Annotated in this window: 19 protein-coding genes and 1 pseudogene; 13 read left to right on the top strand and 7 right to left on the bottom strand. The window is 73.7% G+C overall.

The features are described from left to right. Nucleotides 1–6: 6 nt before the first annotated feature. The 3 genes from FIC82_RS01460 to FIC82_RS01450 are packed head-to-tail and all read left to right on the top strand — an operon-like array spanning nt 7 to nt 2382. Nucleotides 7–327, top strand: coding sequence for an SHOCT domain-containing protein (locus FIC82_RS01460; RefSeq protein ID WP_168731389.1), 321 nt, complete (start codon nt 7–9; stop codon nt 325–327). A 25-nt stretch (nt 328–352) separates the two neighbouring features. Continuing rightward, a complete protein-coding gene (locus FIC82_RS01455) occupies nt 353–1723 on the top strand; it encodes a glutamate decarboxylase (RefSeq protein WP_154797285.1) in 1371 nt (456 codons plus the stop codon). Nucleotides 1724–1728: 5 nt separating this feature from the next. Further along, nucleotides 1729–2382 (top strand): YrhK family protein, encoded by a 654-nt coding sequence (locus FIC82_RS01450; RefSeq protein ID WP_168731388.1) that lies wholly within the window; start codon nt 1729–1731, stop codon nt 2380–2382. A 40-nt stretch (nt 2383–2422) separates the two neighbouring features. Here FIC82_RS01450 and FIC82_RS01445 read toward each other — a convergent pair whose 3' ends face one another. Then, the gene (locus tag FIC82_RS01445) at nt 2423–4636 is read right to left on the bottom strand and encodes a sialidase family protein (RefSeq protein ID WP_168731387.1); all 2214 of its coding nucleotides are present in this window, start codon (nt 4634–4636) and stop codon (nt 2423–2425) included. 336 nt (nt 4637–4972) lie between these two features. Here FIC82_RS01445 and FIC82_RS01440 point away from each other — a divergent pair, with 336 nt between their 5' ends. After that, nucleotides 4973–8029, top strand: a complete 3057-nt coding sequence (locus tag FIC82_RS01440) for a beta-N-acetylglucosaminidase domain-containing protein (RefSeq protein ID WP_154797283.1) — start codon at nt 4973–4975, stop codon at nt 8027–8029. A 66-nt stretch (nt 8030–8095) separates the two neighbouring features. Here FIC82_RS01440 and nagB read toward each other — a convergent pair whose 3' ends face one another. The 4 genes from nagB to FIC82_RS01420 are packed head-to-tail and all read right to left on the bottom strand — an operon-like array spanning nt 8096 to nt 11818. Continuing rightward, complete coding sequence (gene nagB, locus FIC82_RS01435) at nt 8096–8878, bottom strand: glucosamine-6-phosphate deaminase (protein WP_154797282.1); 783 nt, start codon at nt 8876–8878, stop codon at nt 8096–8098. Then, a complete protein-coding gene (locus tag FIC82_RS01430; protein ID WP_154797281.1) occupies nt 8878–9960 on the bottom strand; it encodes a Gfo/Idh/MocA family protein in 1083 nt (360 codons plus the stop codon). Before FIC82_RS01430 ends, nagB begins: the two co-directional genes overlap by 1 nt. Then, nucleotides 9957–11066: a Gfo/Idh/MocA family protein gene (locus FIC82_RS01425; RefSeq protein WP_216609954.1), complete on the bottom strand. Its 1110-nt coding sequence runs from the start codon at nt 11064–11066 to the stop codon at nt 9957–9959. The genes FIC82_RS01430 and FIC82_RS01425 overlap by 4 nt, the downstream gene beginning before the upstream one ends. Then, nucleotides 11063–11818: a FadR/GntR family transcriptional regulator gene (locus FIC82_RS01420; RefSeq protein ID WP_154797280.1), complete on the bottom strand. Its 756-nt coding sequence runs from the start codon at nt 11816–11818 to the stop codon at nt 11063–11065. The genes FIC82_RS01425 and FIC82_RS01420 overlap by 4 nt, the downstream gene beginning before the upstream one ends. A 100-nt stretch (nt 11819–11918) precedes the next feature. Here FIC82_RS01420 and FIC82_RS01415 point away from each other — a divergent pair, with 100 nt between their 5' ends. The 8 genes from FIC82_RS01415 (at nt 11919) to FIC82_RS01380 (ending at nt 21496) form a co-directional block, all read left to right on the top strand. Next, nucleotides 11919–13523, top strand: coding sequence for an ABC transporter substrate-binding protein (locus FIC82_RS01415; RefSeq protein WP_154797279.1), 1605 nt, complete (start codon nt 11919–11921; stop codon nt 13521–13523). A gap of 137 nt (nt 13524–13660) precedes the next feature. After that, nucleotides 13661–14617 carry an ABC transporter permease gene (locus FIC82_RS01410; protein ID WP_064316380.1) on the top strand — a complete coding sequence of 319 codons (957 nt, stop codon included), beginning with the start codon at nt 13661–13663 and terminating at the stop codon, nt 14615–14617. 1 nt (nt 14618) lies between these two features. After that, nucleotides 14619–16721: a dipeptide/oligopeptide/nickel ABC transporter permease/ATP-binding protein gene (locus tag FIC82_RS01405; RefSeq protein ID WP_168731386.1), complete on the top strand. Its 2103-nt coding sequence runs from the start codon at nt 14619–14621 to the stop codon at nt 16719–16721. After that, nucleotides 16718–17560: an ABC transporter ATP-binding protein gene (locus FIC82_RS01400; protein WP_154797278.1), complete on the top strand. Its 843-nt coding sequence runs from the start codon at nt 16718–16720 to the stop codon at nt 17558–17560. The genes FIC82_RS01405 and FIC82_RS01400 overlap by 4 nt, the downstream gene beginning before the upstream one ends. A gap of 82 nt (nt 17561–17642) precedes the next feature. Beyond that, complete coding sequence (locus FIC82_RS01395; protein ID WP_168731385.1) at nt 17643–18569, top strand: dihydrodipicolinate synthase family protein; 927 nt, start codon at nt 17643–17645, stop codon at nt 18567–18569. Then, nucleotides 18562–19626, top strand: coding sequence for an ROK family protein (locus FIC82_RS01390; RefSeq protein ID WP_168731384.1), 1065 nt, complete (start codon nt 18562–18564; stop codon nt 19624–19626). Before FIC82_RS01395 ends, FIC82_RS01390 begins: the two co-directional genes overlap by 8 nt. Further along, nucleotides 19623–20339, top strand: coding sequence for an N-acetylmannosamine-6-phosphate 2-epimerase (locus tag FIC82_RS01385; protein WP_154797276.1), 717 nt, complete (start codon nt 19623–19625; stop codon nt 20337–20339). Before FIC82_RS01390 ends, FIC82_RS01385 begins: the two co-directional genes overlap by 4 nt. A gap of 98 nt (nt 20340–20437) precedes the next feature. Beyond that, nucleotides 20438–21496, top strand: a complete 1059-nt coding sequence (locus FIC82_RS01380; protein WP_154797275.1) for a PDDEXK nuclease domain-containing protein — start codon at nt 20438–20440, stop codon at nt 21494–21496. Nucleotides 21497–21530: 34 nt separating this feature from the next. Here the strand turns inward: FIC82_RS01380 and FIC82_RS01375 are convergent, their stop codons facing one another. Further along, nucleotides 21531–22046 (bottom strand): mycothiol transferase, encoded by a 516-nt coding sequence (locus tag FIC82_RS01375; protein WP_168731383.1) that lies wholly within the window; start codon nt 22044–22046, stop codon nt 21531–21533. A 77-nt stretch (nt 22047–22123) separates the two neighbouring features. Next, nucleotides 22124–22255, bottom strand: a pseudogene (locus FIC82_RS21310) (zinc-binding dehydrogenase); the annotation flags it as partial. Nucleotides 22256–22379: 124 nt separating this feature from the next. On the opposite strand from FIC82_RS21310, the gene FIC82_RS01365 reads away from it, so the two are divergent. Next, entirely contained in the window at nt 22380–23096 is a 717-nt protein-coding gene (locus tag FIC82_RS01365; RefSeq protein WP_154797274.1) for a DUF2306 domain-containing protein, read from the top strand. Nucleotides 23097–23099 lie beyond the last annotated feature (3 nt).

Raw genomic sequence — 23099 nt, 5'->3', positions numbered from 1 at the left:
AACACCGTGCCAGGACTGCTCCGCGGCGTCGCCCGCACCGCCGTCGTCGCCGGAACCGCGACCGCCGTGTCCAACCGCGTGTCCCGCCGCCAGGCGGGGCGCTGGGCCGCACAGGAGGCTCCGGAGCCGGCGCCGCAGTACGCCCCGCCCCCCCAGCAGTACGCGGCCCCGCAGCCGACCTACTCGCCGCCCCCGGCGCCCGCTCCCGCGGCGCCGGACATGGACGCGCGCATCGCGCAGCTCACGCAGCTCGGCGCGCTGCGCGACCAGGGGGTGCTCAGCCCCGAGGAGTTCGAGGCACAGAAGGCGCGCATCCTCGCCGGCTGACCGGCGTGCGCGGAAAGGGACCAGCATGACCGACGAGCAGCACGTCCTCCGACCGACCTACACCCGGGCGGGTGTCCGGGCGGTCGCCCCGCGGTTCACGATGCCGGACGCCGAGATGGAGCCGACGTCCGCGTACCAGGTCGTCCACGACGAGGTGATGCTCGACGGCAACTCGCGCCTCAACCTCGCGACGTTCGTCGCGACGTGGATGGGCGACGAGGCCGACCGGCTCTACGCCGAGGTCTACGACAAGAACATGGTCGACAAGGACGAGTACCCGCGCACCGCGGCGGTCGAGGAGAACTGCTGGCGCATCCTCGCGTCGCTGTGGAACGTGCCTGACGTGAAGGCGTGCATCGGCACCTCGACCATCGGGTCGTCCGAGGCGTGCATGCTCGGGGGCCTCGCGCTCAAGCGGCGGTGGCAGCTCGCGCGCCGCGCGGCGGGCAGGCCGGCCGACCGGCCGAACCTCGTCATGAGCTCGGCCGTGCAGGTGTGCTGGGAGAAGTTCTGCAACTACTTCGAGGTCGAGGCGCGCTACGTGCCCATCACCGAGGAGCACCCGTGCCTCGACGCCAGCGACCTGGAGAAGTACGTCGACGAGAACACGATCGGCGTCGTCGCGATCATGGGTGTCACGTACACGGGCATGTACGAGCCGGTGAAGGAGATCGCCGCGGCGCTCGACGCGCTCCAGGAGCGCACCGGCCACGACGTCCCGATCCACGTCGACGGCGCGTCCGGCGCCATGATCGCGCCGTTCCTCCAGCCGGAGGTCGAGTGGGACTTCCGCCTGGAGCGCGTCCACTCGATCAGCACGTCGGGCCACAAGTACGGGCTCGTGTACCCCGGGGTCGGCTGGGTCGTGTGGCGCACGCTCGACGCCCTGCCCGAGGAGCTGATCTTCCGGGTGAGCTACCTCGGTGGGGACATGCCGACGCTCGCGCTCAACTTCTCCCGGCCGGGCGCCCAGGTGCTGCTGCAGTACTACCAGTTCCTGCGGCTGGGCCGGGAGGGCTACACCGCGATCCAGCAGGAGTGCCAGGACGTCGCGAAGTACCTCGCGCACGGCATCGAGGACATCGGCGCGTTCGACCTGTGGAACGACGGGTCCGACATCCCGGTGTTCGCGTGGCGCCTCAAGCCCGGACACACCGAGAACTGGGACCTGTACCACCTCTCGGACCGGCTGCGCATGAAGGGCTGGCTGGTCCCGGCCTACCCCATGCCCGACGACCTCGCGGACCTCACCGTCCAGCGGATCGTCGTGCGCAACGGGGTGAGCCGGGACCTCGCCGACGACCTGCTGGAGGACATCCGGGTCGAGACGGAGTGGCTCGACGGCCTCACGTCCCCCATGCCCGCCGAGGGCAAGCGCTCGGGCTTCCACCACTGACGGTCGTGGACGGGAGCGCGCGCCGGCTGCGGCGCGAGGCCTGTGGGTTCGCCGTCGGCTCCCTGTGCTTCCTCGTCGGGGCGCTCCCGCCGTACGCCGACGCCGTCGGCGCGGTCGCGACGAACGTGACGTTCGTCGTCGGCGCCGTGTTCTTCACCGCCGCGGCGTTCGTGCAGCTCGGCCTGAGCGGGAGGCGTCCGCCGCGCGCCGGGACGCACCCGGCCGACCGGTGGGACTGGTGGGCGGCGGCCGTCCAGCTCGTCGGGACGTTGTGCTTCAACGTGAGCACGACGGCGGCGCTCCTCGCCGCGGTCGACGACCCGACGGCGCTCGGTGCGGGCTGGAAGCCGGACGCGTACGGCTCCGTCGCGTTCCTCGTGTCGTCCGCGTTCGCCGTCGTCGCGACGCGCGACCGCGGGCACCTGTGGGACACGGACGCCCGCACCTGGCACGGCACGTGGCTCAACCTGGTCGGGTCCGTCGCGTTCGGCGCGTCGGCGGTCGGGGCGTACGTCTCGCCCGCCACCGGCACGTACGTGAGCGCGTGGTGGGACGACGCCGGCACGCTCGTCGGGGCGGTGTGCTTCCTCGTGGCGGCGCTGCTCTCGCGGCGGTCGGTCGCCGTGCCCGTGCCGGGCACGACGCTCCCGGCCGGGTGACGCGGGTGCGTCGCCCGGCCGGGGGTCCGGCGCTCGGGGATCAGGCGCAGGTCGCTGCCACGTAGCCCGCGTCGACCGACCCGGACCCGGACGCGGCGCTCGCCGTCCCGGCGTCGACCGACGTCGTGCGCACCGCGAACGACTGGTAGGCCGAGCTCCCGGGAGCCACGCCCGCGACCGTGCGCTCGCCGTACGGCGTGCGCAGCGTGACGTCGGCGGGGGCGTCCCCGGTGTTGCGCGCGGTGACGGCGACGTACGCACGGCCTGCGAGGCAGCGGCTCGCCGCCTGCACGTCGAGCGAGACGGCGCGGCCGAGCTCGACCGTCGGACCGTCGAGCTCGACGACGGTCACGCTCGACCCCGACGTCGAGGTCCACGTCGTGTCCGGCGTGAACGACCCGCGGTCCAGGTCGGCCTGCGTCACCACGTGGTGCGCGAACGTGCACGTGTACGACCCCTCGGCCGGCAGCGTGCGGTAGCGGCAGTTCTGGGCCGCGTTCGCGGGGTCGAGGCCGGCGAGGTTCCCGGTCGGGACCACCGACGTCGCCGCCGTGGACAGGTTGCGGACCGTGTACGTGAAGCGCAGGACGTCGCCGACGGCGTACGTGTCCTGCGGGTTCGCGTGCGCGCCCTGCACCGAGATGTTCCCGGGCGCCCCGAAGTAGACGCCGGGACCCTCGTGCTCGACCGTCGTGACGGTCGCGCCGGAGGTCGAGGTCCAGGTCGTGCTCGGCGCGAAGAACCCGGCGTCGAGGTCGGCCTGCGTGACCGTGTGCCGCGCCGACGTGCACGTGTACGCCGCGCGCGCCGCGAGGTCGCGGAAGCGGCAGTTCGGCGCGCCCTGGGCCGGGTCGAACCGCTCGAGGTCCCCTGTCGGGGAGACCGTCGTGACGGCGTCGGACAGGTTCGTCACGGTGAACGAGTACGTGACGACGTCGCCGACGCCGTACCCGCCCGCGGGGGCCGTGCTCGTCACGCTCGCACGCGTGACCTCGATGTCGCCCGGCGTGCCGCTCGGCGCGGCGAGGAGCCAGTCGTGGTCCAGCTTGGCGAACCGGATGCCGCCGTTCCCGCCGTCGGGCTCGTAGAGCAGGCCGACGGTCCCGTCGGGGAGCGTCGCGAGCGTCGAGTACGCCATGCCTCCCGGCTGGAACACGCGTGCGACGGGCCACGTCTCGCCGTCGTCGTAGCTGACGCGGACGGTGCCGTTGACGCGGCCGGACTGCGACGCGGCGTTCGAGAAGAGCAGCACCTTGGCCTCGGCGGAGCCCTGCGGAGCGTTCGGGTACGCGCGCACGATCGCGGCGTTGTTCGTCGGGTCCGGCAGGTCGCGGTCGAGGGTCACGGCACCGTACGTGACACCGCCGTCGGTCGAGTAGGCCACCTTGCGGAAGCCCGAGCGCGCCGAGTCGCGCGAGTTGAGCATGACCCGCCCGTCCGAGAGCTCGACGGTCTTGTTCTCGTCCATGCCCGTGCCGACGGGCGTCCCGACCTGCCACGTCGCGCCGTGGTCGTCGGAGTACACGGACACGGCCTGGAACTGCCCCGAGCCGTTGATGATCGTGTACTGCTGCACCAGGCGGCCGGCGTGCTCGCCGTAGCGGAGCTGGATGCCCTGGCCCGACGCGGCGAAGCGCGAGCGCCACCCCAGGTCGGCCGTGACGTCCGCGGTGATGGTGCGGTGCGTCCACGTGCGCCCGTCGTCGGTCGAGGTGGAGACGTTCGCGTGGATGACGTTGCGTGCGGTCGGGTCGACGCCGGGCTGGGAGCCGCCGAAGCCCTGGTCGTACGACTTCACGTGAAAGTTGAAGATCGTGCCGGTCTCGCGGTCGACGACGTAGCTCGGGTCCGAGTAACCCTCGATCGGTGCCGAGGCCTTCCCGGCCGCGACGACCTCCTGCGGTCCCCACGTGACGCCCGCGTCGGTGGAGCGGCGCTGGAGGATCGAGTTCGGCCCGGGGGAGTCGGCCGCGGTGGGGCGTCCGTCGTAGGACGCGAGGACGTCGCCGTTGGGCGCGACCGTGAGCGCCGGGATGCGGTAGTTGGGGAAGCCGCCCTGGCCGTTGGTCGCGAGCTGCTGCTCGGTGTACGTGCCCGGGCCGCCGGTCGCGGGAGCGAGGTCGTGGTCCGGCGCGAGGGTGGCGTGGTGCGCGGCCGCCGTCGTGACGGGGACGACCGCGCCGCCCACGCCGAGCGCGAGCGCGGTGGCGAGGGTCAGCGCGCGGTGCGCGGGTCTGCGGAGGTGTCCGATCATGCCGTTCCTTCCGGTCGTGTGCACTCGGCGCGGGCGGGACGGGTCCCAGGGTGGAACGCGGCGACGCTGCCGAGTTGGACAGATGATGTCAGATGTCTGACGTTGGTGACGGTAGCGGGCGGCGTGGGCGGGGTCAAGGGTGAGCCGGTTGCGCCGCAGCCCTTGCATACTCCCGAGCGATGATGCAATCTGCGTGATACAGCACTGATTCACGCAAGAGTCATCAATGTCGATGTCGTGGTGGACGGCGACTCCTCCAGGTCGCGGCTGCCGCCGGTCCCCGGCCGGCCCACCACGTCCGCGGGCACCCGCTCGCGGATCACGAGAGGTGAACGCATGCGCCTGTTCCGTCCACACGTCGCCGCCGGCGTCGTCGCCGCCCTCGCGGGAGCCGGGCTCCTCGCGCCGTCCGTGGCCACCGCAGCCCCCCCGGCTCCACCCGCGGCGGCGCCCGTCGTCCCCGCCGCCGCCGACCCCGAGCTGCTCCCGCCCCCGCAGGAGATGAGCGAGGCGGGCGTCCCGTTCGCGCTCACCGGCGACGTGGACGTCGTCGTCGGCGAGGGGACGGACGCCGCGGCGCGACGGCTCGTGGCTGAGGTGGTCGAGGCCTCCGGCGGGACCGTCCGCTTCTCCGCCGAGGCGCGGCCCGGTGCCGCGACGCTGTACCTCGGGACCGCGCAGGACAACCCCGCCTCGGCCGCAGTCCTCGCCGGGTTCGGGGTGAGCGGCGCCGAGGGTCTCGACGCCGAGGGCTACGTCCTCGCGAGCGGCCGGGTCGCCGGCGCCGCCGCGCTCGTCCTCCAGGGCGTCGACGCGCGGGGGACCTACTACGCGGCGCAGACCCTGCGCGCGCTCGCAGCCGACGGGACCGTCCCTGCCGTGCACGTGCGCGACTGGCCGCTCATGCCGGTCCGCGGCGCGATCGAAGGCTTCTACGGGATCCCGTGGTCGCACCAGGCCCGCCTCGACCAGCTCGCGTTCTACGGCGACCACAAGATGAACACGTACGTGTACACGCCCAAGGACGACGACTACCTGCGCGGCCGGTGGCGTGACCCCTACCCGCAGGCCGAGCTCGAGAAGCTCGCCGAGCTCGTCGACCAGGCGAACGCCCACCACGTGAACTTCACGTTCGCGCTCTCCCCGGGCAACGACGTCTGCTACTCGTCGGACGCGGACCTCGACGCCACGACGGCGAAGTTCGACCAGCTGCGCTCCATCGGCGTGACGTCGTTCTACGTCGCCCTCGACGACATCCCGCTCGAGCTGCGCTGCGCCTCGGACCGCGAGCGGTTCACGGCGGGCAGCTACCGCTACCTCGCCGACGCGCAGGCGTTCTACCTCAACCGGATCGTCGACGAGTACGTCGAGCCGCTCGGGCTCGAGCCGCTGCAGACGGTCCCGACGAACTACTCCGGGTCGGGCGAGGACCCCTACAAGGCGCAGTTCGGCGAGCAGGTGGACCCCTCCGTGCGCATCCAGTGGACGGGCGAGGGCGTCTTCTCGGACCGGATCACCTACGAGTCGGTGCAGCGCGCGACCCAGAGCTACCGGACCGACCACCTCTACATCTGGGACAACTTCCCGGTGAACGACGGCCAGCGTGGTCGGCTGTTCCTCAACCCGCTCGACGGCCGGGACCCGAACCTGCACCAGCTGATCGACGGGTTCACGGCGAACCCGATGATCGAGCCCTACGCGTCGATGCTCGCGCTCGCGGGGTACGGCGACTACACGTGGAACGGCCCGGCCTACGACCCGGCCACGTCGATGGACGCGGCGGTCCTCGAGCTCGCGGGCCCCGACCCGCGGGTCCGGGACGCCCTCGACGTCTTCGTCGACCTCAACCAGGGGTGGAAGCCGTACCGTCCGAGCTCGGAGTCCGCGCCCGACCTCGCCGCTGACGTCGCGGCTTTCTGGCAGGCGTACGACGCGGGCGAGGACGTGGCGGGCCAGCCGCTCCTCGACCGCCTCGCGACGATCGAGGACCTGCCGCAGACCCTCGCGGCCATGGCCGAGCCGGGCTTCCACGCCGACGCGCTCCCGTGGCTGGAGGCCGCCGCCGCCTGGGCGCGCGCGGCGAGCCACCAGGTCGACGCGCTGACCGCGGTCCGCGAGCGTCGCGGCGAGGTCGCGACGGACGCGGTGCTCGCCGCCGCGACCGAGCGCGCCGCCGCGCTGGCGCCGGCGGTCCCGGACCTCGTGGGCGGCGTCGTCACCGACGACGTCATCACTCCCACGGTGGGGGACGGCGTGTTCCAGACGTTCCTCGACGAGGCGGGAACGCGCTACGACGACTGGCTCGCGGCGGTCCCGCTCGCGGGGACCGCGCCGTACCCGGCCACGGCGGCCACGACCATGGGGACGTACGGCAGCAACACGCCGGCGCGCATGACCGACGGCGACCTCGGCACGCTGTACTGGTCGAACCAGGCGCCCGCCGTGGGCAGCGCCGTCACGGTCGACCTCGGCGCGGTCGTGCCCGTCGGGGCGGTCCGCGTCCACCAGTCCGACTCCGACACGGCGACGTCGGGCGACATGCTGTACCACGCGCGTCTCGAGGTCTCCGTGGACGGGTCGACGTGGACGGAGCTCGGCACGTACGACACCGCTCCCCGGATCGACGCCGCACCCGCCGCGCCCGTGGACGCGCGGTACGTCCGGCTCGCGGCCTCGGCGACGAACCCGGGCGGCAAGTGGGTCAAGGTCCGCGAGCTGCAGGTCTTCGCTCCCGAGGGCGGCCTCACGACCGACCTTGCCGCAGCCACCGGGTCGGCACCGGCGAACGCCGTCGACGCCGACGTCACGACGGCGTTCGTCAGCGCGGCCGCGCCCGTCGAGGCGTCGCACCTCACCCGCGAGGTGGGCCCGGACGAGGAGGTCGGCTCCGTCGCGGTGGTCGGCTCGGTCGCGGGCGAGCTCCAGGTGCGGACCGCTGACGGCTGGCGCTCCCTCGGGCCGCTCGACCCGGAGCGCACCTTCCAGGAAGCGGCGGTCGCGGACGAGGTGTCGGGCGTGCGGATCCTCTTCGCGCCCGGGAGCCCCGCCCCGGTCGTGCACGAGCTCGTCGTGCGGCCCGGCGGTCCGGTCGGCGACGACCCGCTCGTCGGCGGTGACGTCGCCGTCGACGTCACGGCCGAGGTGCGACCGATGGGCGGCGCGCCCTACGTCGTGGTGCGCGCCGTGAACGGCGAGGACGTGCCGATGCGCGTCGAGGTCGAGAGCCCGTTCGGGTCGAAGGCGTTCGAGTCGGTCGCGTCGGGCGCGTCCGCCTACGTGGCGTTCAAGGTCCGCGGGCCCGCGACACCGTCCCGGGTGACGGTCGTCGCGAGCGTCGAGGTGGACGGGCTGACCCGCACGACCACCGAGGTCGTGGACCTCGACCTGCCCTGACCCGTCGAGGTCGTGCCGATGCCGGTGGTGCCGTGAGGATCGCGTCCTCACGGCACCACCGTGCCCCTACAGGCCCTGCCAGTCGGGCTTGGACGCGTAGGTCTGGCGGTAGTAGTCCCCGAGCTGCAGGCGCGAGGCCGCCGCGTCGTCGACCAGCACCGTCGCGTGCGGGTGCATCTGCATGATCGTCGCGGGCCACAACGCGCTGACCGGGCCCTCCACGAGCTGGTGCACCGCCTCCGCCTTGCCCCTGCCCGTGGCCAGCAGCACCAGGTGCCGCGCCGACATGATCGTCGCCAGCCCCTGCGTCAGGCAGTGCCGCGGCACCCGGTCCACGTCGTCCCCGAAGAACCGCGCGTTGTCCACCCGCGTCTGCGCCGTCAACGTCTTGATCCGCGTCCGCGACGCCAGCGACGACCCCGGCTCGTTGAACGCGATGTGCCCGTCGGTGCCGATCCCCAGGATCTGCACGTCCACACCCCCCGCGGCCGCGATCGACTCCTCGTACGCCGCGCACGCCGCCACCAGGTCCGCCGCGTTGCCGTCCGGGCCCTGGACCGCGCCCTCGGCGAAGTCCACCCGCGACGCGATCTCGGTCTCGATCACGTTCCGGTACCGCTCGGGGTGCTCCGCGGGCAGGCCCACGTACTCGTCGAGCGTGAACGCCTTCACCCGGGCGAACGACAACCCGTCCTCACGGTGCCGGCGCGCCAGCTCGTCGTACACCTTCAACGGCGACGAGCCCGTCGCCAGCCCCAGCACCGCCCGAGGCCGCGACCGCACCACCGCCTCGATCGCGTCCGCAGCCAGCACCGCCAACCGCTCCGCAGGAGCGATCACGACCTCCATCAGACCCTCGTCTCCTCGTGCACCGTCCGGTGCTCCACCGCGACGACGTCGCCCGCCTCGACCGAGCGGTACGCCGCGTCGATCACGGCGAGCGTCGCGCGCGCCTCGTCGATGCCGTAGTCCGGTCGCTCGCCCGCCAGGACCGCCCCGACGACGTGCCGCAGGTACGCCGCGGCGGCCACCTGCCCGGCGTCGGCGGCGAGCGTCGTGCGCCCGTCCGCGCCGAACCGCGCGACCGCGGGGGCGTCGTCGTCGGCGACGGCGTGGCCGTGCGACCCGAGCAGCCGCACCGACGACGTGGTCGGCGTCCCGCCGGGCGCGAACGGGACGCGCCCGAGGGTGACCGTCGCGGTCACGCCGCGCTCGAGCCCGAGCGTGACGACGGCCGTGTCCTCGACCCCGGCCTCGCGGTGGGGCTCGAGGAAGAGCGAGCCGGTGAACGCGTGCACCTCGACCGTCCGCAGCCCGGTGAGGTGGTGGGCCGCGTCGGCGCAGTAGCCGAGGAAGTTGAGCAGCTCCCCGCCGCCGGACAGCGCGCGGTCGACGACGAGCGCGGGCCGCTCGACCGAGGTCGCGAAGTGCGCGCCGGACGCGAAGAACTCGAGGTCGAGGTGGCGCGGCAGACCCACGTGCCCGGCGTCGACCCAGCCCCGCAGGCGGCGCAGGGCGGGCGCGTGCGTGCGGTTGACGACGGCGCACGTGCGGCCCGTGCGCGCGGCCACCTCGGCGAGGCGGTCGGCGTCGGCGAGCGTCGTCGCGACGGGCTTGTCGACGAGCACGTCGTGGCCCGCCTCCAGGAGCGTGACGGCGAGGCGCGCGTGCCGGGTCGGCTCGGCGCACACGACGACGAGGTCCACGGGCGCACCCAGGGCGTCGGCGACCGACGCCACGTCGGCGACCTCCGCGTACGGCACGTGCGCCCGCTCGGCGACGGCGCGCGAGTCCTCGCGCACCCAGCCGGGCGCGTCCGCCTCCTCGACGACGCCGACGAGCTCGACGCGCTCGTCCGCGCCGAGGACGCGCAGGTAGTCGGCCGCATGGCGCACCGCCGACGCGAGCGCGACGCGCAGGACGCCGCTCATGCGACCGCCCCCGCGCGGTGGGCCGGCGCACCGGGGTGCGTGCCGCCGTCGGGCGCGTACCCGGGCACGTCGGCGACGCGCTCCCGGCGGCCGGAGACGAGCGAGCGCTGCGCGGCGAGCGCGGTCGCGAGCGCCGCGCGGACCTGCGGCGTGGTGACGACCGGCGCCGCGTCGCCGCACACGACGTCGAGCCAGTGCGCGAGCTGGAGGCTCAGCGCGCCCTCGACGGACACGGGTGGCGCGCTCGTCGCGTCGGAGTGCAGGCCGTCCTCCTCGGTGGTCGAGTGCGCGAGCGTGCCCTCGGTGCCGACGAGCACGAGGCGCCGCACGAGCTCCCCGCGGCGCCGCAGGGCGTAGCAGAGCTCGAGCGTCGCGAGCGCGCCGGTCGCCGTGCGGAGCTGCACGTGGAACGAGTCGGGCGACTCCATCTCGGGCGAGAACGTGCGGAAGCCGCGCGCGAAGACCTCGACGGGCTCGTCGTCGAGCAGCCACGTCGCGACGTCCATGATGTGCGTGCCGTTGTGCACGGGGTGTCCGCCCGAGAGCTCGGGGTCGAGCTGCCAGCCGCGCCACCCCCCGGGCCACGCGTGGCCCGTGTACCAGGAGACGTGCGCGAGGCGCGGTACCCCGATCTCGCCGCGCCGGGCCGCCGCGGCGAGCGCGGTCACGGCGGGCTGGAACCGCACGGTCTGCCCGACGACGAGGGTCGTGCCCCGTCCCTCCGTCGCCGCGACCATCGCGTCGAGCTGCGCGAGCGACAGAGCGGCCGGCTTCTCGACCTGGACGTGCTTGCCCGCCTCGCCGGCCGCGATCGTGTCGCGCGCGTGGGCGGGCGTCGCGGTGACGACGTCGACCGCGTGGACCGCGTCGTCCGCGAGCGCGTCGTCGAGCGAGGTCGTCGCGCGGGCGCCGGGCACGAGCGCGGCGAGCGCGCGGGCGCGGGCGAGGTCGTGCCCGACGACCCACCGCACGTCGGCGCCGGGCAGGCCGGCGAGCGCGACGAGGTGCTCGCGCGCGAACGCGCCGATGCCGACGACGGCGATGCCGACGGGCGTCCGGGCGGAGTCCCGGGTGCGGGGAAGGTCGGGCGGCAGGGCGGGTCTCACGCGGTGGTCACCCCGAGGGCGCGGTCGATCGGCTCGTAGTGCGAGACGACGGCGGCGCGGAACGCCGCGACGTCGCCCGCCTCGGCGGCGTCGAGCATCTCGCCGTGCGCGCGGGCGGTCTGGTCGAGGTCGGCCGCGACGGAGATGCCGAGCTTCGGCACGACGGCGGTGTGCACGTCCCAGAACGCGGCGACGAGCTGGCCGACGAGGGAGTTGTCGAGGCGCGCGAGCAGGCCGGTGTGGAACGCACGGTCCTGCTTGGGGAAGCTCAGGCCGTCGGCCGCGGCGGCCACCATCTCCTCCACGAGGCCGTGCAGGTCGGGGTTCGAGGTCCCGGCCAGGCTCGCGACGATGACGTCGGCCATGGCGAGGTCGAGGGCCTGGCGGATCTCGACGACGTCGCGCAGCGCCCGCAGGTCGTCGCCGGGGGAGAGGACGCCGCGGAACACGAGCGCCTCGACGAGCGCGTCCAGGGACATGTTGCCGACGAACGTGCCGTGCCCGTGGCGCACCTCGACGATGTCGAGCGTCGACAGGGTGCGGATCGCCTCGCGCACGCTCGACCGGGACACGCCCAGGTGCTCGCAGAGCTCCGCCTCGGTGGGGAGCGGGTCCCCGGGGCGCAGCCCCTCGCCGAGGATGAACTCCTTGATCCGGTCGGCGGTGGTGGTGCGCCGCGGAGCGGTCGCGCCGGTTCCGCCGTCGCGGGACGCGTCGAGCGTGGTGAAGCTCCTGCGCCGTGGTGTCGCCATCTTGACCCCTTCGGTTTCTGGTCCTAGTGTCATGCTACACAACGTCAGACATCAGACATCTTCTCTCCGGGACGATGTCGGTCTCATGTCAGGAGAACCAATGAAGCTTCACGTCAGCTCACCTCCCCGTCGCCGGGGAGTCGCTGCGGTCGCCGCGGGCGTCGTGCTCGCGCTCGGCCTCGCGGCGTGCTCCGGGGGCGGCGCTGCGCAGGACGACCCGACCGAGGGCAGCGCCGCCCAGGGGGAGATCGACCCGGACGCCGTGATCGAGGCAGGCATCTCGTACTCCCTCTCCGGTGGCTTCGACCCGATGATCACCACCGGTGCCGTGACAGTAGCGGCGAACTGGCACGTGTTCGAGGGGCTCACCGAGCTCGACCCCGCGACGCGCGAGGTGTACCCCGCGCTCGGCACCGAGCTGCCGAAGCAGGTCGACGACACGCACTACGAGGTGGACCTCCGCGAGGGCGCGGTCTTCCACGACGGCACCCCCGTCACCGTCGACGACGTCGTGTTCAGCTTCGACCGCGTGCTCGACCCGGCGAGCGAGTCGCTCTACGCCGGCTTCATCGACTTCCTCGAGTCCGTCACCCCTGTCGACGACGACACGGTCTCGATCAACCTCAAGTACCCGTTCAGCCTCGTGCCCGAGCGTCTGTCGGTCGTCAAGGTCGTGCCGAAGGCGCTCGTCGAGTCCGACTACGAGGCGTTCAACGCGCTGCCCGTCGGCACCGGCCCGTTCAAGATGACCCAGGCCACGCCGGACGACAAGATCACGTTCGAGCGCTTCGACGACTACAGCGGCACCCGTCCCGCGCTCGCCGCGGGCCTCGTGTGGAACCTCCTCTCCGACCCCGCCGCGCGCGTCACCGCGATGAGCTCCGGCACGGTCAGCGCGATCGAGGACGTCCCCTACATCGACGTCCCGACCCTCGAGGGCGCCGTGGACGTCGAGTCCGTCCAGTCGTTCGGGACGCTCTTCATGATGTTCAACACGGACATGCCCCCGTTCGACGACGTCCGCGTGCGCCAGGCGTTCTTCTACGCGCTCGACATGGACAAGATCATCGACAACGGGCTGCTCGGCAACGGCGCGCCGGCCACGAGCTTCCTGCCGCAGAGCCACCCGAACTACCACGAGGCGTCGACCGTCTACTCGTACGACCCGGAGAAGGCGAAGGACCTGCTCGCCGAGGCCGGCGTGAGCGACCTGTCGATCACGCTCATGACGACCGACACCGGCTGGGTCGCGGACATCGCGCCGCTCCTCAAGGAGAACCTCGACGCGATCGGCGTCGACACGACGCTCGACATCGGCCAGTCCGGCGGCCAGTACACCAAGGTCGACAACGGCGACCTGCAGGTCATGGTCGCCCCCGGCGACCCGTCGGTCTTCGGCAACGACCCCGACCTGCTCATGCGCTGGTGGTACGGCGACAACGTGTGGTCCCAGTCGCGCTACCGCTGGAACGACGACCCGAAGTTCGCCGAGCTCCAGACGATCCTTGACGCCGCCGTGCGCACGTCCGGCGACGAGCAGCAGGAGCTGTGGGACCAGGCGTTCGACCTGATCTCCGACGAGGTGCCGCTCTACCCGCTGCTGCACCGTCAGCTCCCGACCGCGTGGGACGGCACCACGCTCTCCGGATTCTCGCCCCTGCCGATCACCGGCCTGTCGTTCCTCGACGCCGGCCTCGTCAAGTAGCCGCGGGCTCGTAGCCCTCGGCGCCGACCGACCACCGGGCCTCTCGCCCGCCCCCTCGGGCGAGAGGCCCGGTACCCGCCCGGCACCCAGAACGGACAGACCATGCACCGCACCCCCGACGCACCGGGAGGCCGACCGTGAGCGCACTGCTGCGACTCGTCGGACGCCGCCTCCTGCAGCTGCCGATCATGATCCTCGGCATCACGTTCCTCGTGTTCCTCGTGATGTCGTTCTCGCAGGTCGACCCGGCGATCCAGGCCCTCGGCGAGGGCGCGTCCGTCGAGGCGCGCGAGGCGTACCGCGAGGCCAACGGCCTGAACGACCCGCTCCTCGTCCGGTACGTCGCGTTCCTCGGCGGTCTGCTGCACGGCGACCTCGGCACGTTCAGCGCGCGCCAGGTGCCCGTCGCCGACGAGGTCGCGCGCGCCCTGCCCATCACGCTCCAGCTCACGCTCATGGGCCTCGTCATCGCCGTCGTGCTCGCCCTCGTCATGGGCATCCTCGCGGCGCTCTACCGCGACCGCTGGCCCGACAAGGCGATCCGCGTCGTGTCCGTCGCGTCGCTCGCGACGCCGTCGTTCTGGCTCGCCGTGCTGCTCATCCAGGTCGTCACCCTCGGGGCCGGCTGGCTCCCTGCGAGCGGGCCGCTGCCCGACCCGTCCGAGGACCTCGGCGGCTACCTCGCCCGCATGGCGCTGCCCGCGATCGCGCTCGCGATCCCCGTCGTCGGCCAGCTCACGCGCGTCGTGCGCACGTCCGTCGTCGAGGAGCTCGACAAGGACTACGTCCGCACCGCGATCGGCGCCGGCATCCCGCGCCACGTCGTCGTCGGGCGCAACGTGCTGCGCAACGCGCTCATCACGCCCATCACGGTGCTCGGCCTGCGCGTCGGCTACCTCATCGGCGGCGCCGTCGTCATCGAGATCATCTTCGCGCTGCCCGGCATGGGCACGCTCATCCTCAACGGCGTCACCAACAACGAGCCCAACCTCGTGCAGGGCGTGACCCTCACCGTGGCGCTCGCCTTCGTGCTCATCAACATCGTGGTCGACATGCTCTACGTGCTCGTCAACCCGCGGATCAGGACGGTGTGACGTGCGCCGACAGCTCACCGAACGACTCTCGACCCCCGGGCTGCGCCTGCGCGCGCTGCCCCTCGGGTCCAAGATCTCCCTCGCGTTCGTGCTCCTCGTGGCGCTCGCAGCGGTCTTCGCGCCGCTCGTCGCGAGCCACGACCCGCTCGCTACCGGTACGCCGGTCCAGCCGCCGAGCGCGGAGAACTGGTTCGGCACCGACCGCCAGGGGCGCGACATCTTCTCCCGCGTCGTCTACGGCGCGCGGTACTCGCTCGTCATCGGCCTCGGGGCGACGGCGATCGCGCTCGCCGCGGCGGCCGTGCTCGGCTCGGTCGCGGCGACCGCGCGCAAGAGCGTCTCCGAGACCCTCATGCGCGTCCTCGACATCATCATGTCGTTCCCGGGCATCGCGCTCGCCGCCGTGTTCGTGTCCGTCTTCGGCCGCTCGCTGCCGGTGCTCGTCCTGACGATCGCGTTCCTCTACACGCCGCAGCTCACGCGCGTGGTGCGCGCCAACATCCTCGACCAGTACGGCGAGGACTACGTGGCCGCGACCCGCGTCATGGGCGCGCGCACGGCCTGGATCCTCGCCAAGCACGTCGCGCGCAACTGCGCGGCGCCCGTGCTCGTGTTCACCACGGTGCTCGTGGCCGACGCGATCGTCTTCGAGGCGTCGCTGTCGTTCATCCAGGCGGGCGTGCCCGATCCGGAGCCCTCGTGGGGCAACATCATCGCCGCGGGCCGCGACCTCGTCATGGGCGGGTACTGGTGGGCGACGTTCTTCCCCGGCCTCGCGATCATGCTCACGGTCCTGTGCCTCAACATCCTGTCCGAGGGCATGACCGACGCGATGGTGGCGGCCCCGCGGGCGACCCGCGCCACCCCGGCCAAGGCCGTCGCGACGGACTCGGACGACGCGGCAGTCGCCGCCGAGCTCACGGCGATGGACGCCGACGAGCCGGTCGAGACCGCGGACGAGGACCGCCTCGTCGAGTCGGAGCCGGTCGTGCAGGACGTCGAGCCGGAGGTCCGGCACGTCGGCCGCGAGGTCCCGCTCGCCGCGCGCCTCGCGACGCTCCGCACGGCCGAGGCCGCGCGCACCGACCGCCCCGTCTACGACGGCGACGCCGCGCCCCTGCTCGAGGTGCGGAACCTGTCCATCCGGTTCCCGCGCCACGGCGACGTCGCGGTCGTCGACGACGTCTCGTTCTCGGTCCGCCCGGGCGAGACGATGGCCCTCGTCGGCGAGTCCGGCTGCGGCAAGTCGATCACGTCGCTCGCCGTCATGGGCCTGCTCGACGCGTCCGCCGAGATCAGCGGGGAGATCCGCTACGACGGCAAGGACCTGCTCGCGATGGGCAACCGCGAGCGCGCCTCCCTGCGCGGCAGGGACATCGCGATGATCTACCAGGACGCGCTGAGCTCGCTCAACCCGTCGATGCTCATCCGGTCGCAGATGAAGCAGCTCACGCGCCGCGGCGGGACCCGCACGGCCGAGGAGCTCCTCGAGCTCGTGGGCCTCGACCCGCAGCGCACGCTCAAGAGCTACCCGCACGAGCTGTCCGGCGGGCAGCGCCAGCGCGTGCTCATCGCCATGGCGCTCACGCGCGACCCGAAGCTGGTCATCGCCGACGAGCCGACCACGGCGCTCGACGTCACGGTCCAGGCCCAGGTCGTGGCGCTGCTCGACGAGCTGCGCCAGAAGCTCGGCTTCGCGATGGTGTTCGTCAGCCACGACCTCGCGCTCGTCGCCGAGATCGCGCACCGCATCACGGTCATGTACGCGGGGCAGGTCGTGGAGCAGGCGCCGACGAGCGAGCTCCTCGCCGACCCGCGCCACGAGTACACGCAGGGCCTGCTCGGCGCGGTGCTCTCGATCGAGCAGCGCTCCACGCGCCTGCACCAGATCCCCGGCACCGTCCCGTCGCCGCGTGACTTCCCGAAGGGCGACCGGTTCGCGCCGCGCTCGTCGCGCCCCGAGCGCGGCCTGGACGTGCGTCCCGTGCTGCGCGCCGTGGACGCCGACGGGCAGCACCTCGTCGCGATGCCGCCGGACGAGCCGGTCGGCGCCGCCGCGGGCGGCCGCACCGCCGCCCCGATCACGACCGGAGGGACGCGATGAGCGCCACCGACCAGACCCCGCCCGCCGCGGAGCGGGTGTCCGCGACCGACCGCGACACGCCCGTCGTCGAGCTGCGCGGCGTGCACGTCGTCTTCAAGGCCCGCACGGGCACGCTGTTCAAGGCCCAGCGGGTGCACGCCGTGAACGACGTGAGCGTCGCGGTCCGCCGCGGCAGCACGCTCGGGATCGTCGGCGAGTCCGGCTCGGGCAAGTCGACCATGGCGAAGGTGCTCGTCGGGCTCCAGGCGCCGACGTCGGGCGAGATCCGCTTCCGCGGGCAGCCCGTGCAGAGCTACACGACGCGCGTGCGGCGCGACGTCGGCCGGGTCGTGTCCGTCGTCTTCCAGGACCCCGCGACCGCGCTCAACGCGCGGATGCGGGTCCGGGACGCGCTGCGCGACCCGCTCGACGTGCACCGCGTGGGCGACGCCGTTTCCCGCGAGGCGCGGGTGCGCGAGCTCGTGCACCTCGTGGGCCTGCCGGAGTCGGCGCTGGACGCGCTGCCCGGCCAGCTCTCGGGCGGGCAGCGCCAGCGCGTCGCCATCGCGCGCGCCCTCGCGCTCGCGCCGGACGTCATCGTCGCCGACGAGCCGACGTCGGCCCTCGACGTGTCCGTGCGCGCCCAGATCCTCAACCTGCTCGCCGACCTCAAGGCCGAGCTCGACCTGGGGATGGTCTTCATCTCGCACGACATCCAGACCGTCCGCCACGTCTCCGACGAGATCGTCGTCATGCAGGGCGGCCGCATCGTCGAGTCGGGCCCTGCGGCACGCGTGCTCGACGACCCCCAGGACGACTACACCCGCACCCTGCTCGCCGCGGCGCCCGCGCTGCTGTGAGCGGTGCGGAGCCGCGCCCCGCCGTGGCCGCGCCGTCGACCACCCAGACCGAACCACCGCTGAACCAGAACCGGAGCACCTCGTGACCACCCCCTCCTTCCACGGGATCGTCCCGCCCGTCCTCACCCCCTTCACGACCGACGGCGAGGTCGACGTCGCGTCGCTCGAGCGCCTCGTGGACCACCTCGTCACCGAGGGCGTGCACGGCGTCTTCGTGCTCGGGTCGACCGGCGAGGTCGCCTACCTCACCGACGCGCAGCGGGACCTCGTGGTGCGCACGGTCGTGCGCGCGGCGGCCGGCCGGGTGCCCGTCATGGGCGGAGCGATCGACCTGACGACGCCGCGCGTCGTCGAGCAGGCGAAGGCCCTCGTGGCCGCCGGGGCGGACGCGGTCGTCGCGACCGCGCCCGTCTACGCGCTCAACGACCTCGACGAGATCGAGCGTCACCTGCGCACCGTCGCGGCCGCCGTGGACGTCCCGCTCTTCGCCTACGACATCCCGGTGCGCGTGCGCACCAAGCTCCCGGCCGACCTGCTCGTGCGCCTCGGCACGGAGGGCGTGCTCGCGGGCGTCAAGGACTCGTCGGGCGACGACGTCGCGTTCCGCCGCCTCGTCGCCGCCAACGCGGCTGCCGGCTCGCCCCTCGCGCTGTTCACGGGTCACGAGGTCGTGGTCGACGGGATGCTCCTGCTCGGGGCCGACGGCGTGGTCCCGGGCCTCGCGAACGTCGACGCCGGCGGCTACGTGCGCCTGTGGGACCTCGCGCAGGCGGGCAAGTGGGACGATGCCCGGGTGGAGCAGGACCGCATCGCCGCACTCTTCGAGATCGTCTTCCAGGCGCGCGGACGCTCGGGCGACGCCGCGGGCGTCGGCGCGTTCAAGGTCGCCGCGCAGCGCCAGGGCCTCATCGACACCGCGACCATGGCGTTCCCCGTCGAGGCGCTCGACGGCGAGGTCGCCGACCGCGTCGAGAAGCTCACGCGCGCGGCAGGGCTCCTGCGTGGCTGAGGCCTCCCCGGACGCCGCGGCACGGTCGGTCGTCGTCGGGGTCGACCTCGGTGGCACCAAGATCGCCGCGGCGACGGTCGCGGCCGACGGGACCCTCGGTCCCGTGCGCGCCGTGCCGACCCCGGCCGCGGCCGGCCCCGACGCGGTGCTCGACGCCGTCGCGGGGCTCGTGCGCGAGGTCGTCGCCGCGCTGCCGGGCGGGGCACGGCTGCGTGGGCTCGGCGTGGGCACGGCCGGGGTCGTCGACGTCGGTCGCGGCGTGATCGTCTCGGCCACCGACACCCTGCCCGGCTGGCCCGGGACCGACGTCGCCGGCGGCCTGCGCCGTCGGCTCGCCGACCTCGCGTCCGACGGGCCGTCCGGGGACGCGCCCGCGGTGCCGGTGTTCGTCGAGAACGACGTCGACGCGCACGCCGCCGGCGAGGTCTGGCTCGGCGCGGCGGCCGGGGCGCGCAGCGCGCTGCTCGTCGCGGTCGGGACGGGCGTGGGTGCCGCCGTCGTGCTCGACGGTCGTCCCCTGCGCGGGGCCCACCACGTCGCCGGGGAGCTGGGCCACATGCCGGTCCCCGGGGCGGAACTCCTGCGCTGCCCGTGCGGGCGCACCGGTCACCTCGAGGCGATCGGTGCGGGGCCGGCGATCCATCGTCGCTACCTCGCGCTCGGCGGCGACGCGGCGAGCCCGGACACGCGCGACGTCGTCGCACGAGCAGGTGCGGGCGACGAGCTCGCGGCGACGGTCGTGCGGGACGCGGCGCAGGCCGTGGGCCGTGCCGTGGCGGGCGTCGTGACCGTGCTCGACCCGGAGGTCGTCGTGGTCGGCGGAGGACTGGCGGGCGCGGGCGACCTCTGGTGGTCGGCGCTCGAGGGCGCGCTGCGTGCGGAGGTCGTCGACGTCCTCGCCGACCTGCCCCTGCGCCGTGCGGCGCTCGGCAACGAGGCGGCGATCGTCGGGGCGGCCCGCGGAGCGTGGAGCCTCGTCGGCCCCTCCGGTGACCAACCTGGGACGCGACCCGGCGGGCTGGGCGAGGAGACCCACCGAGAGAGGACGACGACATGACCGGACCGCAGGAGACGCGGACGACCTGGACGCGCGAACGCGTGCTCGACGCGATGCGCGGCCGGCTCACCGTGTCGTGCCAGGCCTACCCGGGCGAGCCGCTGCGCGACCCGCGCACGACGGCCCAGATGGCGCGCGCCGTCGTCGCCGGAGGAGCGGCGGCCGTGCGGGCGCAGGGCCTGGACGACGTCGCGGCGGTCGTCGCCGCGGTGGACGTCCCGGTCGTCGGGCTGTGGAAGGACGGCGACGGCGGGGTCTTCATCACGCCGACGCTGCGCCACGCGCGCGCCGTCGCCGACGCGGGCGCGCACGTCGTCGCGCTCGACGGCACGCGCCGGCCCCGCCCGGACGGGCTCACGCTCGCCGAGACCGTGGCGCGCCTGCGCGAGACGACGGACGCACTGGTCATGGCGGACTGCGGGTCGCTCCACGATGCGCTCGCCGCACAGGACGCGGGCGTCGACCTGCTCGGCACGACGCTCGCCGGGTACACGGGCGAGCGGCCGAAGACACCCGGACCGGACCTCGAGCTCGTCGACGAGGTGGTCGCGGCGTGCTCGCTGCCCGTCGTCGTCGAAGGGCGTGTCCACACGCCCGCGCAGGCGGCCGAGGCGATGGCACGGGGTGCGTTCAGCGTCTGCGTCGGCACGGCGATCACTCATCCCACGACCCTCACGTCGTGGTTCGTGGACGCGTTCCCGACGCCCGGCTGAACTCGTCCGCACGACCCCTTGACAGTGCAAAGTCGCGATGCCCTACGGTCTGGCGCAACGCGCCGGGCAGGCGCGACGAGCCGTCAGGGGGACACGACATGGCATCACCGCACGACGACCTCGAGCCGGCGGGGTACGCCGAGCTGCTGACTGACCTCAAGGCGCGCGTGCGCGCGACGCAGTTCCGCGCCGCACGTGCCGCGAACACCGAGGTGCTGCGGCTGTACTGGTCGATCGGCCACGACATCCTCGAGCGCCAGCGCACCGCGGGCTGGGGCGCAAAGGTCGTGACCCGACTTGCCGCTGACCTGCAGCGGGAGTTCCCGGAACAGCGCGGCTGGTCGCCCTCGAACCTGAAGAACATGCGCAGGGTCGCCGAGGTCTGGCCGACGCTCGAGGAGTTCGGCCAACGTCCCGTTGGCCGATTGCCCTGGGGGCACGTGATCACCCTCCTCGAGCGGCTCACCACCCGTGACGAGCGTGACTGGTACGCCGCGGAGGCCGCGGAGAACGGCTGGACCCGACCCGTGCTCGAGTACCAGATCAAGTTCCGCCGGCGCCATGTTCTCGGGGCCGCGCCGACGAACTTCACCGCGGCGCTCGACGCCGCGGATTCTGAGCTGGCACAGGCAATGGTCAAGGATCCGTACGTCTTCGAGCACCTCGGCCTCGTCAAGAAGCGCGCTGAGCGTGAGGTCGAGCAGGCGCTCATGGACAGGCTCCAGGACACGTTGCTCGAGCTCGGGCGGGGGATGGCGTTCGTCGGGCGGCAGGTCCGGCTCACGGTCCACGACGACGAGAGCCACGCCGTCGACGAGTTCTTCGTCGACCTGCTGTTCTTCCACGTCGAGCAGCTGCGCTACGTCGTCGTCGAGCTGAAGATCGGGAAGTTCGAGCCCGCCCATCTCGGTCAGCTCGGTACCTACGTCGCGATCGTCGACGACCAGTACCGCCGGCACGAGATCCACGCCCCGACCGTCGGGATCCTCCTGTGCACGGGCCGGAGCGGCGCCGTCGTGCGCTACTCGCTGGCCAGCACGAACGCGCCCGTCGCCGTCGCGGACCTCCAGGGGCTCCCCGACGAGGCGCGCGGCGCCCTGCCGAGCGTGGCGGAGCTCCAGGCGGTGGTCGCGGACGAGCTCGAGCAACGGTCGTGAGCGGGACCGTGCGGACGTGCGTCGACCGGACGCGTCAGGCGCGACCCGTGCGCTCGAGGACGCCGCGCAGGTAGGCGGCCTGGCCCGCGTGCTGGAGGCTGTCCACGGCGATGCTCACGAGCCGGACGCCGAGCGTGACGGGCGGGTCCCACGCCTCGTCGACGACGCGGTCGAGGTCGTCGTCGGTCAGCGCGGCGAGCACGTCGTGGGACTCGACCTGGACGGCGAGCACGTAGCCGAGCAGGAGGTCGTCGCTCGCGCGCACGCGGGCGACGTCCTGGGCCGACTGCCCGTAGCCCGTCGCGCCGTCGCCGAACGGCAGGTCGAACCGGCGTGCCCAGCCGTCGCGCGTCCAGACCTGCTCCCGCCCGACGGCGGCGGCGACCTGCGCGTCCTGGCCGCGCGCGAGGTGCCACGCGAGCCACGCGATCGTGTTGGCGCCCGGGTCGAGGCGCGCGGTCAGCATGTCCTCCGCGAGCCCGTCGACGGCGCGGGTCGTCGTCGGTCCGATCCGGCCGAACAGGTCCTCCAGCACCGTGCGCGCGTCCACGTGTCTCCCTCTCGTCGTCGGGCACCGTCCTCAGCAGCCTCCGACGACCTGTGCGCGGGCGCGACCCGAACGATGCCTCAGCCGAGGGTGACGACGACGGTCCCGGCCTTGTGCCCGCGCTCGACGTGGCGGTGCGCGTCAGAGATCCGGTCGAGCGGGTACTCGTGGTCGACGACCGCGCGCAGCGCGCCGGACGACCCGAGCGCGAGCGCCTGGGTGGCGCGCGTACGGTCCTCTGGGTCCGCGCCGCGCCGCGCCGCTCAGGGAGCGGTCAGGGCCACGACCAGGGCGATCCCGGATCCGTCGGGGGAGCCACCGTGGTTCGGTGCCGTCATGACCACCACCCGGCTCGTCCGCCCCGCGCCCGTCGCCCGTCGCGCCCGCGGCGCTCGTGCTGTCGTCGCGACGCTGACGCTCACCTCGCTCGCCGTCGTCGCGTTCGCCGTCCTGCCCTACCTCACGGCGTCCCTCCCCGCGCTGGCCCGCGACGACGTCGGGCTCGCCGCCGCGTACGCCGGGGCGCCGGGGTTCGTCCTCGGCGCGTTCTACGCCCACGTCGTCGCGGGCGGGGTCGCGCTCGTGTGCGCCCCGCTCCAGCTCTGGGCGGGACTGCGCCGCCGGCGCCCGGGCGTGCACCGCTGGACGGGCCGCGTCTACGTCGCGGCGGTCGCGGTCGGCGGTGCCGCCGGGCTCGTCCTCGTGCCAGTCAACCAGGCCGGGCTCGTCGGCACGCTCGGCTTCGGGGCGCTCGCCGTCCTGTGGCTGTGGACGACGTGGCGCGGCTACCGTGCCGTCCGCGGCGGCGACGTCGCCACGCACCAGGACTGGATGACGCGCAGCTTCGCGCTCACCTATGCCGGCGTGACGCTGCGGCTGTGGACGACGGTGCTCGTCGTCGCCCAGGCGCTCGCCCTCGGCGACACGGTCGACCCCGACGTCGCCTTCGACCGCGCGTACGCGCTCGCGCCGTTCCTCTCCTGGGTGCCCAACCTCGTCGTCGCCGAGCTGCTCGTCCGGCGGCGGGCGGCCCCGCGGCGGCTCGACGGCTAGCGT

The organism is Cellulosimicrobium protaetiae, assembly GCF_009708005.2.
GTDB classification, from domain to species: Bacteria; Actinomycetota; Actinomycetes; order Actinomycetales; family Cellulomonadaceae; genus Cellulosimicrobium; species Cellulosimicrobium protaetiae.
Note: the sequence above shows the minus strand (reverse complement) of the source record. Positions and strands in the feature narration are given on the sequence as shown.

What these genes read in the sequence shown, in the direction of transcription:
- nagB (WP_154797282.1), bottom strand. Translation starts at nt 8,878, where the DNA reads ATGGAGGTCGTGATCGCTCCTGCGGAGCGGTTGGCGGTGCTGGCTGCG.
- FIC82_RS01440 (WP_154797283.1), top strand. Translation starts at nt 4,973, where the DNA reads ATGCGCCTGTTCCGTCCACACGTCGCCGCCGGCGTCGTCGCCGCCCTC.
- FIC82_RS01380 (WP_154797275.1), top strand. Translation starts at nt 20,438, where the DNA reads ATGGCATCACCGCACGACGACCTCGAGCCGGCGGGGTACGCCGAGCTG.
- FIC82_RS01445 (WP_168731387.1), bottom strand. Translation starts at nt 4,636, where the DNA reads ATGATCGGACACCTCCGCAGACCCGCGCACCGCGCGCTGACCCTCGCC.
- FIC82_RS01430 (WP_154797281.1), bottom strand. Translation starts at nt 9,960, where the DNA reads ATGAGCGGCGTCCTGCGCGTCGCGCTCGCGTCGGCGGTGCGCCATGCG.
- FIC82_RS01415 (WP_154797279.1), top strand. Translation starts at nt 11,919, where the DNA reads ATGAAGCTTCACGTCAGCTCACCTCCCCGTCGCCGGGGAGTCGCTGCG.
- FIC82_RS01385 (WP_154797276.1), top strand. Translation starts at nt 19,623, where the DNA reads ATGACCGGACCGCAGGAGACGCGGACGACCTGGACGCGCGAACGCGTG.
- FIC82_RS01365 (WP_154797274.1), top strand. Translation starts at nt 22,380, where the DNA reads ATGACCACCACCCGGCTCGTCCGCCCCGCGCCCGTCGCCCGTCGCGCC.
- FIC82_RS01420 (WP_154797280.1), bottom strand. Translation starts at nt 11,818, where the DNA reads ATGGCGACACCACGGCGCAGGAGCTTCACCACGCTCGACGCGTCCCGC.
- FIC82_RS01455 (WP_154797285.1), top strand. Translation starts at nt 353, where the DNA reads ATGACCGACGAGCAGCACGTCCTCCGACCGACCTACACCCGGGCGGGT.
- FIC82_RS01400 (WP_154797278.1), top strand. Translation starts at nt 16,718, where the DNA reads ATGAGCGCCACCGACCAGACCCCGCCCGCCGCGGAGCGGGTGTCCGCG.